General features: G+C 68.1%; 10 protein-coding genes. 6 read left to right on the top strand and 4 right to left on the bottom strand.

Going from position 1 to position 14303, the window contains the following annotated elements:
- Positions 1–13: 13 nt before the first annotated feature.
- The 5 genes from AC1RR5_RS05660 to AC1RR5_RS05640 all read left to right on the top strand — a co-directional run bounded on the left by AC1RR5_RS05660 (position 14) and on the right by AC1RR5_RS05640 (position 7848).
- Positions 14–922 carry an amidohydrolase family protein gene (locus tag AC1RR5_RS05660; RefSeq protein WP_492920121.1) on the top strand — a complete coding sequence of 303 codons (909 nt, stop codon included), beginning with the start codon at positions 14–16 and terminating at the stop codon, positions 920–922.
- Between the two features lie 39 nt (positions 923–961).
- Positions 962–1297 (top strand): L-rhamnose mutarotase, encoded by a 336-nt coding sequence (gene rhaM, locus AC1RR5_RS05655; protein WP_492920119.1) that lies wholly within the window; start codon positions 962–964, stop codon positions 1295–1297.
- 2 nt (positions 1298–1299) lie between these two features.
- Positions 1300–5064, top strand: coding sequence for a beta-galactosidase (locus AC1RR5_RS05650; RefSeq protein ID WP_492920118.1), 3765 nt, complete (start codon positions 1300–1302; stop codon positions 5062–5064).
- Positions 5065–5086: 22 nt separating this feature from the next.
- Positions 5087–6196 (top strand): beta-galactosidase BglB, encoded by a 1110-nt coding sequence (gene bglB / locus AC1RR5_RS05645; RefSeq protein WP_492811690.1) that lies wholly within the window; start codon positions 5087–5089, stop codon positions 6194–6196.
- Positions 6197–6276: 80 nt separating this feature from the next.
- Positions 6277–7848, top strand: coding sequence for an MFS transporter (locus AC1RR5_RS05640; protein WP_492920117.1), 1572 nt, complete (start codon positions 6277–6279; stop codon positions 7846–7848).
- Here AC1RR5_RS05640 and AC1RR5_RS05635 read toward each other — a convergent pair.
- Genes AC1RR5_RS05635 through AC1RR5_RS05620 form a run of 4 tightly spaced genes read right to left on the bottom strand, consistent with a single transcriptional unit; the run spans position 7845 to position 11299 of the window.
- Positions 7845–8450 (bottom strand): response regulator transcription factor, encoded by a 606-nt coding sequence (locus AC1RR5_RS05635; RefSeq protein ID WP_492920115.1) that lies wholly within the window; start codon positions 8448–8450, stop codon positions 7845–7847. The genes AC1RR5_RS05640 and AC1RR5_RS05635 overlap by 4 nt on opposite strands.
- Positions 8447–9592, bottom strand: coding sequence for a sensor histidine kinase (locus AC1RR5_RS05630; RefSeq protein ID WP_492920114.1), 1146 nt, complete (start codon positions 9590–9592; stop codon positions 8447–8449). The genes AC1RR5_RS05635 and AC1RR5_RS05630 overlap by 4 nt, the downstream gene beginning before the upstream one ends.
- Before the next feature lie 2 nt (positions 9593–9594).
- On the bottom strand, positions 9595–10332 hold the full coding sequence (locus AC1RR5_RS05625; RefSeq protein ID WP_492920113.1) for an ABC transporter permease: 738 nt from the start codon (positions 10330–10332) through the stop codon (positions 9595–9597).
- A gap of 1 nt (position 10333) precedes the next feature.
- Positions 10334–11299, bottom strand: a complete 966-nt coding sequence (locus AC1RR5_RS05620) for an ABC transporter ATP-binding protein (protein WP_492920112.1) — start codon at positions 11297–11299, stop codon at positions 10334–10336.
- A 162-nt stretch (positions 11300–11461) separates the two neighbouring features.
- On the opposite strand from AC1RR5_RS05620, the gene AC1RR5_RS05615 reads away from it, so the two are divergent.
- Positions 11462–14251 carry a PAS domain S-box protein gene (locus AC1RR5_RS05615; RefSeq protein WP_492920111.1) on the top strand — a complete coding sequence of 930 codons (2790 nt, stop codon included), beginning with the start codon at positions 11462–11464 and terminating at the stop codon, positions 14249–14251.
- The last annotated feature ends 52 nt before the right edge of the window (positions 14252–14303 follow it).

The raw sequence follows: 14303 nt of genomic DNA, 5'->3' as shown, positions 1-14303 counted from the left end.
AGTAGCTGGAGCCATGGCGTACACGGGCCCCATCGTCGATCCCCACATGCATCTGTGGGACCTCGATCGGCACTATTACGCCTGGCTCCAGGACACGCCGCTGCCGAACAACCCGGCCGGCGACATGTCCGGAATCGCCTACAAGTCCTACGGACTGGACGACTATCTGGCCGATGCGAAGGGCTGGAACGTCGTCCAGGCCGTCCATGTCGAGTGCGGCCTGCCACCCAAGGACCAGCTGTCCGAGACCGACTGGCTGCAGTCGATCGCCGACCAGCGCGGCGTGATCGGTGGCATCGTCGCCGGCGCCAATCTGGACGATCCGGCCGTCGAAGCTATGCTGGCGGCCCACGCCGCCCGCAAAGCCGTCCGAGGCATCCGCCAGATCGTCAACTGGCACGAGGATCCGACCAAGACCTACGGTCCGAGCGACAAGCTACAGGACGACCAATGGCGCAAGGGCTTCGCCCTGCTGGCCAAGTACGGCCTGTCGTTCGACCTGCAGCTCTACGCCTCGCAGATGGCGACGGCGGCAGCGCTGGCCGACGCCCATCCGGACATCCCGCTGATCGTCAACCACGCCGGCATGCCTACTGACCGCGACGAGGCCGGCCTGGCCGCCTGGCGCGGGGGCCTGGCCGAACTGGCCCAGCGTCCGAACGTCGCTTGCAAGATCTCGGGCCTGGCCATGGTCGACCGGTCGTGGACCACCGCCAGCCTCAAGCCCTTCGTCCTGCGGGTCATCGAGACCTTCGGGGTCGAGCGCTGCATGTTCGCCAGCAACTTCCCGGTCGAACGCGCGCACGGCAGCTTCGGCGGCTTCTACGCCGCATATGACGCGATCACGGCCAGCTTCAGTCACGACGAGCGCGAGGCGCTGTTCGCCGGGACAGCCAGGCGGGTCTACCGGCTCGCGAACTAACCAAAAACAAAAACAAGAACGACATTCAGGAGGAAGACGATGAGCACGACGACGGAAAGCCGCCCCCTCGCCTTCCGCATGCAGTTGAAGCAAGGCGTCGCCGCCGAGTACGAGCGCCGCCATGACGAGCTTTGGCCGGACCTCGCCGAAGCCCTGCGCGACGCGGGCATCCACGACTATTCGATCTTCCTGGACGAGGAGACCATGAGCCTCTTCGCCGTGCTGCGCCTGCGCCCCGACAATAAGAAGGACGCCCTGCCGCTGCAGCCGGTGATGAAGCGCTGGTGGAACTTCATGGCGGACCTGATGGAGGTCCATCCCGACAACAAGCCCGTCGAGTGGCCGCTGAAGCCCGTCTTCTACTTCGAGGGCTGAGGATGCGCGCCCTCCCCGCTCTCGGCCTCGTGACGGCGCTGCTGGCAAGCTCCGCGCTGGCCGAGCCCGTCCGCTACACGATGACGGCGTTCACCAACGCCAGCCAGTCGAACATGAGCGTGTACGACTCGGCCGACGGCACGCGCTTCACGCTGAAGAAGCCGCTGGCCTACACGCCGCCCAAGGGCCTCATCCGCGATCCCAGCGTGATGAAGCATACGGACGGCTGGTATTACGTCGCCTACACCACCGGCTGGACTGGCGACACGATCGGCCTGGCCCGCAGCCAGGACCTGACTGACTGGACCTTCCTGCGCGACTTGAAGATCGATGTGGCGGGCGCGACCAACAGCTGGGCGCCGGAGTGGTTCGTCGACCAGGACGGGTCGATCAGCCTGATACTGTCGGTCTCGACCACCGGCATCGCCGGCCAGTTCCAGCCCTATCGCATCACCGCCAGCGACGGCTCGCTGGCGGCCTGGAGCGCGCCCAAGGTGCTGTCGGGCCTGGGTCCGAACTTCATCGACACATTCGTGGTGCGCCAGGACGGCTTCTACAACGCGTTCGCCAAGAACGAGACGACCAAGTTCATCGAGCTCTACACCGCCCCGTCGCTGGACGGGCCATGGGCGCCGAAGGGCACGGGCGACTGGGCCGGCTGGGGCCGCTATCTGGAAGGCCCGGCCATGAGCCGCACGCCAGGCGGCGCGTGGCGGATCTATTTCGACGAGTACATGGCCAAGCGCTACTGGTACTCCGACAGCAAGGACGGCTTCAGGACCTGGAGCCAGAAGGCTGAACTGCCTGAGCTTTCCGGCACGGTGCGCCACTTCACGGTGCTGAAGGAAGGCGGCGACCAGGCGGTCGCGGCCAAGCCTGCCGAAGCCCACAAGATCACCTGGGACAAGTACTCGCTTAAGGTCGACGGCCAGCGAGTGTTCTCGTGGGGCGGCGAATTCCACCCCTTCCGCGTGCCCAGCCCGGACCTGTGGCGCGACATCCTCCAGAAGATGAAGGCCAGCGGCTACAACACCGTCGCGATCTATTTCGACTGGGGCTACCACTCGCCCAAGCAGGGCGTCTACGACTTCAGCGGCGTGCGCGACATGGACCGCGTGCTGACCATGGCCAAGGAAGAAGGCCTGTACGTCATCACCCGCGCCGGGCCTTACGTGAACGCCGAGCTGACCCGGGGCGGCTTCCCGGGTTGGATGGTCAATCAGCAGGCTCGCGCCCGCACCGACGCGCCGGAATATATCCAGGCCTCGGACGAGTGGCTGACGCGGATCAACGCCGTCATCGCCCGCCATCAGCTGACCACCGGCCAGGGCACGGTGATCGCCCATCAGATCGAGAACGAGCTGGACGTCGTCGGCGCCCCGCAACAGCGCTACATGCAGTGGCTGTACAACAAGGCCAAGGCGGACGGGATCACCGTCCCGATCTTCCACAACGACAAGGGCCGCAACGGCTACTGGGTGCCCAAGGGCTCGAACGTGCCCGGCACGGTGGAAGGTCCCAACGACCTCTACGCCTTCGACGGCTATCCGGGCGGCAACTGCCGCGTCGACAGCAAGCCCGCCAGCCCCGGCGTCGCGCCCGACTGGGGGATCTATGGCGCGAACGGCGCCAAGGGCGGGGCCCTGGCCAGTCCGAACACGCCCGGCTTCCTCGCGGAGTTCGGCGGCGGCTGGTTCGACTACTGGGGCAGCAACGGCGATTACGACTGCACGGCCATCCACCGCGGCGTCGGCTATCAGCGGGTGTTCTACGGGACCAACATCGCCAACGGCCTGACGCTGCAGAGCTTCTACATGACCTATGGCGGCACCAGCTGGGGCTGGCTGCCGGCCCCGGTGGTGTTCACCTCGTACGACTACGGCTCGGCCATCGACGAGACCCGGGGCCTGCGCGACAAGATCCGCGTGATGAAGCAGATGGGCGAGTTCATCGCCGCCGTCCCCGACCTGACCCGGATGGACAAGGGCGAGGCCGTCGCTGCCTCGAACGACAAGGTCCGCGTCTATCACAACGTCAATGCCGAGACCGGCAGCCACCTCTATGTCGTGGTCCACAATCCCAGCAGCGCCACAGGCGACGAGGCCTTCACCTTCAAGCTGAAGACCCGCGACGGCGAGTATGTGGTCCCCTCGCGGATCAAGGGCCAGGACAGCAAGATGCTGATGGCCAGCTACGACCTGGGCGGCCAGCGACTGGTCTATTCGACGTCCGAGATCCAGACTCACCTGAAGCAGGACGGAGGCGACATCGCCCTGCTCTACGGCCGCGCCGGCGAGGCGGGCGAGACGGTGTTGCGCTATGCGTCCGCGCCGAAGGTCGCGGTGCTGGAAGGCGACGTCGCCTCGGGCTTCGACGCGGCCAAGGGCGACCTGAAGCTGACCTACGCCCACAAGGGCCTGGCCCGCGTGCGGATCACTGGCGGTGGTCGCCCGCCCCTCACCCTGCTGCTAGCCGACGCCGAGACCGGCCAGACCTTCTGGCGACGCGACGAGGTGCTGGTGCGCGGTCCGGGGCTGGTGCGCAGCGCGGCGACCAAGGGCGGCGTCCTGAGCCTCACCGGCGACACCGAAACCGACAGCCCGCTGGAGATCTTCGCGCCCAAGGCCGTGACCGCCATCCGCTGGAACGGCGCCAAGGTCACGGCCAAGACCACCGCCTCGGGTAGCCTGCTCGCCGACAAGGCCCTGGCGGGTCCGGGCGCGATCACCCTGCCCGACCTCGCCAAGCTCGACTGGAAGACCGCCCCCGGCTCGCCCGAGGCCGACCCGAAGTTCGACGACGCCGCTTGGCTGAAGACCGAAGGCCGCCGCAGCGGCTCGACCGTGCGTGGCCCCACAGGCCAGCCGGCCTTGGACATGAGCACCTACGGCTTCCACCAGGGCGACGTCTGGTATCGCGGCCGATACCAGGGCCAGGCCGATATCGACACCCTGACCCTGCACTACGGCGCCGGCGGCGCGGGTCTGCTACAGGTCTGGCTGGACGGCCGGTTCCTGGGCGAGCACGAGCTGGACGGCGGCCTGCCCCGCCCGATCACCACGGGCGTCGCCACCTTCAAGCTGCCCCAAGACCTGCGTGGGACCGGCGAGCACGTGCTGTCGGTGATGGTCCGCAACAACGGCCACAATTGGGACCTCGACGCTGACGACTTCCACAAGGAGGCCCGCGGCCTGGTCTCGGCCTCGCTGTCGGGCCCAGGGACCTACAGCTTCGCCGTGCCGATCGCCTGGAAGATTCAAGGCAACAAAGGCGGCGAGGACATCCAGGATCCGGCGCGCGGCAACCCCAATAACGGCGGCCAGTATGGCGAGCGCGAAGGCTGGCACCTGCCGGGCTTCCCGGACGCGTCGTGGGCCAAGGCCGACATGGCCGCGACCACGCCCTACGCTGGCACGACCTGGTATCGCAGCAGCTTTGATCTCGCCTTGCCCAAAGATCACGACGTCACCCTGGGCCTCAGCATCGGCGATCCGGACAAGCCGCGCTCGCCGAACAAGCGCTACCGCGTACTGATCTTCGTCAACGGCTGGAACATGGGCCAGTTCATTGCCCATGTCGGCCCGCAGCGGACCTTCGTACTGCCCAATGGCATCGTCGATCCGCGCGGCAAGAACACCATTGCGCTCGCAGTGACCAGCGACGGCGCCCCCGGCGACGCCCTGGAAGCCGTCAAGCTCGTGAACCTGCGGACCGTGCGCGGCGGCGTCCCTGTCGCCCGCGTGCCCGCCCCCGACTTCAAACCCTGATACCGAACTCCTGGAGACTACCGTGCCCAATCTCGCCCATGGCCTGGACGCCAAGGACATCAAGGCCAAGATCGCCTCGCTGATCAGCAACCTTGTCGACATCACCGACGAGACCGGCGAGTTCCTGCTGCGCCTGGACGACGGCCGGGTGATCGACACCAAGGGCTGGAACGACTGGGAATGGACCCACGGCGTCGGCCTCTACGGCCTGTGGAAGCAGTACGAGATGCACGGCGACGAGCGCGCCTTCGACATCATGACCCAGTGGTTCGCCGACCGCTTCGAGGCCGGCACCCCGACCAAGAACATCAACACCGTCTCGCCGTTCCTGACCCTGGCCTATCTGTACGAGGCCACCGGCGACCACACCTACATCCCCTACCTCGAGACCTGGGCCGACTACGTCATGTACGAGGGTCCGCGCACCGAGGAAGGCGGTTTCCAGCACATCGTCTTCAACAGCGAGAACCCGCAGCAGCTGTGGGACGACACGCTGATGATGAGCGTGCTGCCGCTGGCCAAGATCGGCCTGCTGCTCGACCGCCCCGACTTCGTCGAGGAGGCCAAGCGCCAGTTCATGGTCCACATCAAGTATCTGGCCGACCGCAAGACCGGCCTGTGGTTCCACGGCTGGACCTTCGAGGGCCGTCACAACTTCGCCGACGCCCTGTGGGCGCGCGGGAACTGCTGGGTGACCATCGCCATCCCCGAGTTCATCGAGCTCCTGGACCTCAAGCCGGGCGATGGCCTGCGCGCCTTCCTGATCGATGCGCTGGAAGCGCAGATCAAGGCGCTGACCGAGTACCAGGACCAAGAGACGGGCCTCTGGCACACGATCATCAACGACAAGACCTCGTACCTGGAAGCCTCGGCCACGGCCGGCTTCGCCTATGGCGTCCTGAAGGCCGTCCGTAAGCGCTACATCGGCAAGGAATACGAGGCCGTCGCCATCCGCGCCATCAAGGGCGTGCTGGCCAATATCGACGACAAGGGCGAGCTGCAGCAGGTCTCGTTCGGCACCCCGGTGTTCGACACGATCCAGGGATACAAGGACATCCCGCTGACCTCGATGCCCTACGGCCAGTCGCTGGCCATGCTGGCCCTGGGCGAGTTCCAGCGCGCCTTCATCTAACCGATCACCGCATCAATCCGGTCCAGCACAGAGCTGGACCGGCAAGGGGCGCAAAGACCCCGCCTCGAAGGGAGAAGACCATGGCCACCTCAGACATCCGCAAACCCACCTGGGTGAACTATTGGGGCTGGGGCTCCGGCGACATGCTGGGGGCCGGCGCTCAGGCCGTGATCACCGGCTGGCTGGCCTATTTCTTCATCACCTTCTGCGGGCTGTCGCCGGTCGAGACGGGCCTGATCCTGGGCCTGCCGCGCCTCTTGGAAGCCATCACCTGCCCGCTGATCGGCTACATCTCCGACAACCTGCGCCACACCTGGGTCGGGCGGAAGATCGGTCGCCGCAAGATCTTCCTGATCCTGACCATCCCGCTGCTGCCGGCCTTCGCCCTGATCTTCGTCACCGGCCAGACCTTCGCCTACTACCTGGTGACCTTCATCTTCTTCGAGTTCGTCTACACGATGTTCCTGATCCCGTGGGAGACCCTCGCGGCGGAGATGACCAAGGATTACAAGGAGAAGGCCAAGTTCGCGGGCGCCCGCATGCTGATCGCCCAGAGCTCGGCGATCCTGGCCTCGTACCTGCCGACCCTGATCATCAGCCACTTCGGCGGCAAGGACTCGCCCAACACCTTCCTGATCATGGCCGCCATCTTCGGCGTGCTGTTCAGCATCGTCGTGACGATCGTCGTCCTGCTGTCCTGGGAGCGCCCCTACAGCGAGGCCGAAAAGCTGGTCCAGCCCGAGCCGATGGACTGGTCCAAGGCGGCGCTGATCCCGGTCAACATGTTCCGCGATCTGTTCTCGACCTTGCGCATCAAGGCCTTCCGCCAGCACCTGTCGCTGTATCTGGGCGGCTATATCAGCCAGGACATCTTCAACACCGCCTTCCCGCTGTTCGTGGCCACGGTAATGCTGGGCTCGACCCTGCTGATCTCGCAGCTGATGACGACCATGTACGTGGCCCAGCTGATCTCGGTGATGATCGCCATCCGCGTCATCATCCGCACCGGCCCGACCGCCGCCTACCGCATGGCCATCAGCTTCGTCGGCGCGGCCCTGCTGCTGTTCCTGGCCTTCTACCTGATCAAGCCGGCGGGCTTCGCGCAGGGCGTGGCGGGTCTGGGCGGCAACATCTTCAGCGCCAAGGCCGGTCCGGCCGTGCTGTTCTGGCTGTTCGTGCCGATCATCCTGGCGGGCCTGGGCCGCGGCACGCTGAACTTCGTGCCGTGGGGCGTCTACAACTACCTGCCCGACGTCGACGAGGCGGTCACCGGCCTGCGCCGCGAAGGCATCTTCGCCGGGGTCATGACCTTCGTACGCAAGATCGCCCAGTCCGGCGCGATCCTGCTGACCACCAGCCTGATCGGCCTGGGCGGCTTCGTCTCCGCCGCCAAAGGTCAGCCGATGCCCGTGCAGACGCCCCAGGCGATCCAGGCCCTGGTGCTGGTCATGATCGGCGGCCCGCTGGTGGTGATGATCGCCGGCATGCTGATCTCGTGGCGTTTCCACCTCAACGCCCGCACCCACGCGGTGCTGGTCCACGAGGTCGAACGCCTGCGGGCCGGCGCCACCGCGCCCGAGAGCGAGGAGTCCAAGGCCATCGTCGAGGACCTGACCGGTTGGAAGTGGGAGCGGCTCTGGGGCCGGGCCTAGAGCCAGCCGTTCGAACGGGCGATGCGGCCAGCCTCGACGCGGTTGGCCGCGCCCAGCTTCTGGGCCGCTTCCGACAGGTAGTTGCGGACCGTGCCGGGCGAGAGGTCCAGCACCTCGGCGATGTCCTTGTTCGATCGCCCCTCCTCGGCCAGACGCAGGATCTCGCGCTCGCGGTCGGTCAAGGGATCGGGGGCGGCGTCCCAGATGGACTCCGACAGCTCCGGCGCGATGGCCCGGCCGCCGGCGGCGATGGTGCGGACGGCCGCGGCCAGCACGCTGCTGGGACCGTCCTTCAGCAGGTAGCCCTTCACCCCCGCCTCCATGGCCCGGCGCAGATAGCCCGGCCGGCCGAAGGTGGTGACGATCAGGACCCGCGTGCTGGCCCCATCGGCCGTGAGCCGCGTGGCGACATCGATGCCGGTCAGGTTCGGCATCTCGATGTCGGAGATCAGCACGTCCGGCTTCTCGGAGCGCACCAGGTCCAGCGCCTCGACGCCGTCGGCCGCCCGGCCCACGACCTGGATGTCGCCCTCCAACTCGAGCAGCGCGCTGAGGGCGCCCAGCACCATCTTCTGGTCTTCGGCGATGACGACGCGGATCACTGGGAAGCCTCCCCAAAAGCGCTTACGGGCGCCGTCGCCACCAGGCGCGTCCCGTTCTTGTCCGACACGATGTCGAGGTCGCCGCCGATGGCCGACAGGCGCGTGCGCATGCCCTTCAGGCCCGAGCCCTCGACAAGGCTGCCGCCCTTCCCGTCGTCGACGATGCTGAGGGTCAGAGCCACGGGACTGGGCGCCACCCAGATCTGGCAGCGCGTGGCGCCGGCATGGCGGATGACATTGGTGATGGCCTCGCGCAGGGCCATGGCCAGCACCGCCTCCTGGCCGGGATAGCCGTCGGTCGCGGTCGCGGAGACCTCGGCCTGGATGTTGGCGGCGGCCAGGGCGACCTTGGCGCGCTCCAGCTCGGTGGTCAGCGAGGCGCCCTTCATGCCGACCACGGCGGTGCGGACCTCGGACAGGGCCTCGCGGGCGGCGGCGGCGACGGATTGCATCTCGCGCTCGGCGGCCTGCGCGTCGCGGCTGACCAGCTTGGCGGCCAGCTCGGCCTTCACGGCGACCAGGGTCAGGGTGTGGCCCAGCAGGTCATGCAGGTCGCGGGAGATCCGCTCGCGCTCGGCCGTGGTGGCCAGGGCCCGGACCTCTTCATGGGCGAGGGCCAGCTCCTCGTTCTTGCGCTCGATATCGGCCTGCATCAGGCCGGCGAAGCCCGTGATGCCGCCAAACAGCACGCCCGAGGCCCAGACCGGCCAGTTGTAGTTCATGAAGAACGGACCCAGCGCCAGCAGAAGCACCTCCAGCCCGATCATCGTCCGCACCGCCACCTTGCGCGACGGCAGGCGCGAGGCGAACGACATGGCGTAGATCGTGTAGACGCTCCAGCCCGTGTTGAAGCCCGACAACGACAGGCCGATGCCGTAAATCGCCAGCACCTGCCACAGCGCCGGCCGGCCCTTGCGCATCCAGATCGCGTAGAACAGCGCCAGGAAGACCAGCACGCCCGCGATCGAGGCCGCCAGCTCCAGCGGTCCCGGCCGGCGGAACAGCCACGAGATGAAGTAGAACGGCACGTAGGACAGGAAGACCAGGCTCCAGCGGCGGCGGTTGTGGCCGTCCGCCAGGGGGGCGCTGCTGTTGCGAGTCGAGGTCTCCATCTCGGCGATGTCGCGCGCGGGCCTCTCCACGGTCAAGCCGCCTGCCGTCGCCAGGCTGCCCAGGCGCCGATCAGGGCCGCCAGGCTGATGCCGACCAACACCATGACGTGCTGCTGGACGTCGGCCATTGGCTGCATGCCCGACAGCATCTGCGACAGCTGGCCCAGGTGGTAGGACGGCATGACCTTGGCGATGCGGGTGAACCAGTCGGGCATCATGTTCAACGGCATCCACAGCCCGCCAAACAGCGAGAAGCCCAGGAACAGCAGGTTGGCGATGGCGGTGGCGCCTTGCGAGCCGAAGCGCAGGCCGACGTTCAAGCCGATCAGGGCGAACGGGATGGCCGAGGCCAGGCCCACACCCAGGGTCGCGGCCCAGCGCCACGGCTCCATCTTCACCCCGCCGAAGAAGGCCAGCACGCCTAGCAGGCCGACCGACGCGGCGACCAGCGCCAGGGCGGCGGCCAAGCGTCCGACCAGATAGCCGCCGGCCGGCAGCGGCGCGATCTGCTTCAGCTCGATCAGCTTGGCCTCGCGCTCGGCGGCGACGGCCGCGCCGAAGCCGAACATGGCCGGGGCGATCGCGGCGAAGATCACGTAGTTGGCCAGCATGAAGTGAGCGATCTCCTCGCGCCCCTTGCTGAGGCCCAGGCCCATGACCCCGTAGAACAGCAGCGGCAGCGCCACGCTGGGGATCAGGAACTGCGGGGTGCGCCAGGTGGCCAGGACCTGGGCGCGGGCTTCACGGATGTAGACGAGCAGCGTGTGCATCTCAGGCGGCCTCGGTTTGGCGTTGGGTCCCGACCAGGCGGGTGACGGCGTCCTCCAGCGAGGCGCCGGCGACGGTCAGGTCGTCGACCGTCTCGTCGCGGGCCAGGAGCTCGCGCAGGGTGGCGGGGGCCGACGTGGTCAGCAGCGTGACCCGGCCGCCGTCGCGGCTGACGCCGGTGACGCGGGCCAGGCCGGCCAGCTCGGTATCCGACAGGCGCGAGCGGCAGCGGATGGCCACGCCCGAGACCCGCGACTTGATGGCTTCTGGCGTGCCGTCGGCGATGACCTGGCCGTGGTCGATGACCACGATGCGGTCGGCCAGGGCCTCGGCCTCGTCCAAGTGATGGGTCGTCAGGAGCACCGCGCAGCCGCGGGCGATCTCGGCGCGGACGGCGGTCCACAGGGCCCGGCGGGCGTCGATGTCCATGCCGGTGGTCGGCTCGTCCAGCACCAGGAAGTCCGGCTTCCCGGCGATGGCCAGGGCGAACTGCACACGGCGCTGCTGGCCGCCCGACAGCGCCCCGCAGCGGCGGCGCTCCAGACCGTCGAGGCCGGCCAGGCGGATGATCTCGTCCAGCGGACGGGGCTTGCGATAGTAGCCCCGGAACAGGTCGATCTGCTCACGGACGCTCAGGGCGCGTGGCAGGCCGGCCTCCTGCAGCATGACGCCCATGCGACCCCGCGCGGCGACGTCGCGCGGATCGCCGCCGAACAGGAAGGCCTCGCCGGTATCGGGGCGCAGGCGGCCAGTCAGCAGGGCCACGCTGGTGCTCTTGCCCGCGCCATTGGGGCCCAGCAGAGCCACGCACTGGCCGGGACGGATCAACAGGTCCAGGCCGTTCAGCGCCAGGGTCGCGCCTCGCCGCTTGACCGCCTTGGATATGGCCGCGACTGGCGGCGGAAGATTGGGTGACATGGTCGGCTCCCTCGAAGTGAAGCCAACATGGCGCCGCCCTGCCCGGCCCATCAGTGCCGGCCGTCACCGGGCCGACATGACAAACGTCACCTCTTTGAAAATCACCGTTCGCCGACCTGCGCCAATCCGCCGCGCCCGCCCTTAACGACGATAAACCCCGCCGCCTCGTACGATCCTGCAACCATTAGTACGATCGAGGCGTGTCTCTCCCCCATGGACCTTCGCGAAGCCCAGCGCTTGGCCGCCTTGAAGGCCTACAAGGTCCTGGATACGCCGGCCGACGCCGCCATCGATCGCTTGGCCAACCTGGCCGGCAACCTGTTCGACACGCCCATCTCCCTGGTCTCGCTGGTCGACGAGGAGCGCCAGTGGTTCAAGGCCAGGGTCGGCCTGGACGCGCCCTCGACCCCGCGCAGCGACGCCTTCTGCGCCCACGCCATCGCCATGGGCCCCGAGGCGGTCCTGGTGGTCGAGGACGCCACCCTGGACGCGCGCTTCGCGAACAACCCGCTGGTCACCGGCGCGCCCGACATCCGCTTCTACGCGGGCGCGACCCTGACCACGAAGGACGGCCACAACCTCGGCACGCTGTGCGTGATCGACGACAAGCCCCGCGCCCGTCCCGCCGACACCGAGCTGGAGCGGCTGAAGCTGCTGGCCCGGATCGTCGTCGACGAGTTCGAGCTGACCAAGGCCCACCGCGAGACCGGCGAGAAACGGCGCCTGCTGGAACTGGCCGAGAACGTCGCCGCCATCGGCCACTGGCGCATCGACATCGCCACCAATCATCTCACCTGGTCTGACCAGACCTTCCAGACCTTCGGCCTCAGCCGCGACAGCTACGTCCCGACGGTCGAGAGCTCCCTGGCCCACTTCTCGCCGGCTCACCGCGCCGACCTAGAGCTCGGCATCGAGCAGGCGGTCGCCCAGAAGGGCGGCTTCGAACTGCGTGTTCAGCTGACCCGGGCCAGCGACGACGTCCGCGACGTCATGGCGCGCGGCCTGTGCGAGCTCGGCGACGATGGCGAGGTCGTGGCGCTGTTTGGCCTGCTGCAGGACGTCACCGACTATTCCAACGCCATGCGCGCGGTCGAGGCGACCAGCGAGCGGTATCGCCTGCTGACCGAGAACGCCAACGACCTGGTCACGCGGATGACGCTGGACGGCCGCTTCAGCTACGTCTCGCCAGCCGTTCGCGCCATCTCGGGCTATGCGCCGGAAGAGGCGGTTGGCCGTGTGGCCATGGAGTTCATCCACCCCGACGACCGCGCCCGCGTGGGCCAGATCTTCGGCAGCGCGCTCTATGGCCCGCCGGGCTGGAGCATCGAATACCGCATCGTGCGCAAGGACGGCTCGGTCCGTTGGGTCGAGGCGCGACCCCGGCTGACCCGCGACCCGCACACCGGCGAGCCCAACGCGGTGACGGACGTGATCCGCGACATCACCGATCGCAAGGCCGCCGACGACGCCCTGGCCGACAGCGAAGCGCGCTATCGCTTGATGGCCGACAACGCCAGCGACATGATCTCGCGCCTGGACGCCAAGGGCGCGATCACCTTCATGTCGCCCGCCAGCAAGACCCTGCTGGGCTTCAAGCCGGAAGAGCTGTTGGGCAAGCGGGTCATCGACCTGACCCATCCCGACGACGTTCCCGGCGTCCTGGCCTATTTCCGCGACCTGATCGCCGCCGGCCCCGGCGCCCCGTCCGAGCCCTTGCAGTACCGAGGCCGCAAGCGCGACGGCCAGTGGCTGTGGCTGGAAGGCCAGCCGACCCTGTTCTTCGACGAGGCCGGCGTCGTGACCGGCATCCAGGACGTCGTCCGCGACATCAGCATCCGCAAGGCGATGGAAGAGGCCCTGGAGGCCGCTCGCGCCGAAGCGCAGGACGCCGCCAATGTGAAGGGCGAGTTCCTGTCGAACATGAGCCACGAGCTGCGCACGCCGCTGACCGCGGTGCTGGGCTTCTCGCGCCTGATCGCCGAACAGCCCGAGTTGACCGACGCCACCCGTCGTTATGTCGAGCGCGTCTCCAGCGCCGGCAAGGCGCTGCTGTCCACGGTCAACGACATCCTGGATTTCTCGAAGCTGGAGGCTGGCCAGGTCGAGATCGTTCGCCAGCCTTCCGCGCCGGCCGCACTGATTGCAGAGACCCTGGGCATCTTCACCCTGCAGGCCGGCGAGAAGGGCGTGGCGCTGCGCAGCCAAGGCCTGGCCGCCCTGCCCGCCAGCCTGGATCTCGCTCCCGACCGCGTGCGCCAGATCCTGCTGAACCTGGTGGGCAACGCGGTGAAGTTCACCGACCAGGGCGAAGTCGCCGTCGAAGCGTCCTATGCCGCCGGCCGCCTGAGGCTGGCCGTGCGCGACACCGGCGCCGGTATCTCGGCCGAAGCGCTGGACGCCCTTTTCAAGCGCTTCTCGCAGGTCGATGGCTCGTCCACGCGCCGCCACGGCGGCACCGGCCTGGGCCTGGCCATCTGCAAGGGTCTGGTCGAGGCCATGGACGGGACCATCGGCGTCGAGAGCACAGTCGGCGAAGGCTCGTATTTCTGGTTCGACCTGCCCGCCGCCGTGATCGGCGCGCCGGCGGCGGCGACCGCGCCCGCCCGCTCGGTCGACTGCGCGCCGGGCTGCCGGGTGCTGGTGGTCGACGACAATGCAGTCAACCGCGACCTGGTCTCGGCCGTGCTGCGCGGCCTGTCGGTCGACCTAGCCGAGGCCGGAGACGGCGCCGAGGCCCTGGCCATCGCCCAGACCCGCGCCTTCGACCTGATCCTGATGGACCAGCGCATGCCGATCATGGACGGCGAGACGGCCGCCCGCCGCATCCGCGAGGGCGACGGTCCCAACCGCACGACGCCGATCATCGCCTTCTCGGCCGACGGCAACGCGCGGATCGACGAGCGCCTGTTCGACGGCATGCTGGGCAAGCCGCTGGACCCGGCCGCCCTGCTGCGCGGCGTCGCCTCGGTGATGATGGGCCGCAAGATTTCGGTCGCGGCCTAAGGCGGGAGCCCTCGCGCCGCACCGGCGTTTCCACCTCGCGTAACAACGAGGC

It is taken from the genome of Caulobacter sp. GW821-FHT11E11 (genome assembly GCF_058808315.1).
This window is presented reverse-complemented; position numbering and strand designations above follow the sequence as displayed.

Coding starts and splice junctions, on each gene's coding strand:
- AC1RR5_RS05625 (WP_492920113.1), bottom strand. CDS start 10,332: ATGCACACGCTGCTCGTCTACATCCGTGAAGCCCGCGCCCAGGTCCTG.
- AC1RR5_RS05640 (WP_492920117.1), top strand. CDS start 6,277: ATGGCCACCTCAGACATCCGCAAACCCACCTGGGTGAACTATTGGGGC.
- AC1RR5_RS05650 (WP_492920118.1), top strand. CDS start 1,300: ATGCGCGCCCTCCCCGCTCTCGGCCTCGTGACGGCGCTGCTGGCAAGC.
- AC1RR5_RS05620 (WP_492920112.1), bottom strand. CDS start 11,299: ATGGGCCGGGCAGGGCGGCGCCATGTTGGCTTCACTTCGAGGGAGCCG.
- AC1RR5_RS05615 (WP_492920111.1), top strand. CDS start 11,462: ATGGACCTTCGCGAAGCCCAGCGCTTGGCCGCCTTGAAGGCCTACAAG.
- AC1RR5_RS05660 (WP_492920121.1), top strand. CDS start 14: ATGGCGTACACGGGCCCCATCGTCGATCCCCACATGCATCTGTGGGAC.
- rhaM (WP_492920119.1), top strand. CDS start 962: ATGAGCACGACGACGGAAAGCCGCCCCCTCGCCTTCCGCATGCAGTTG.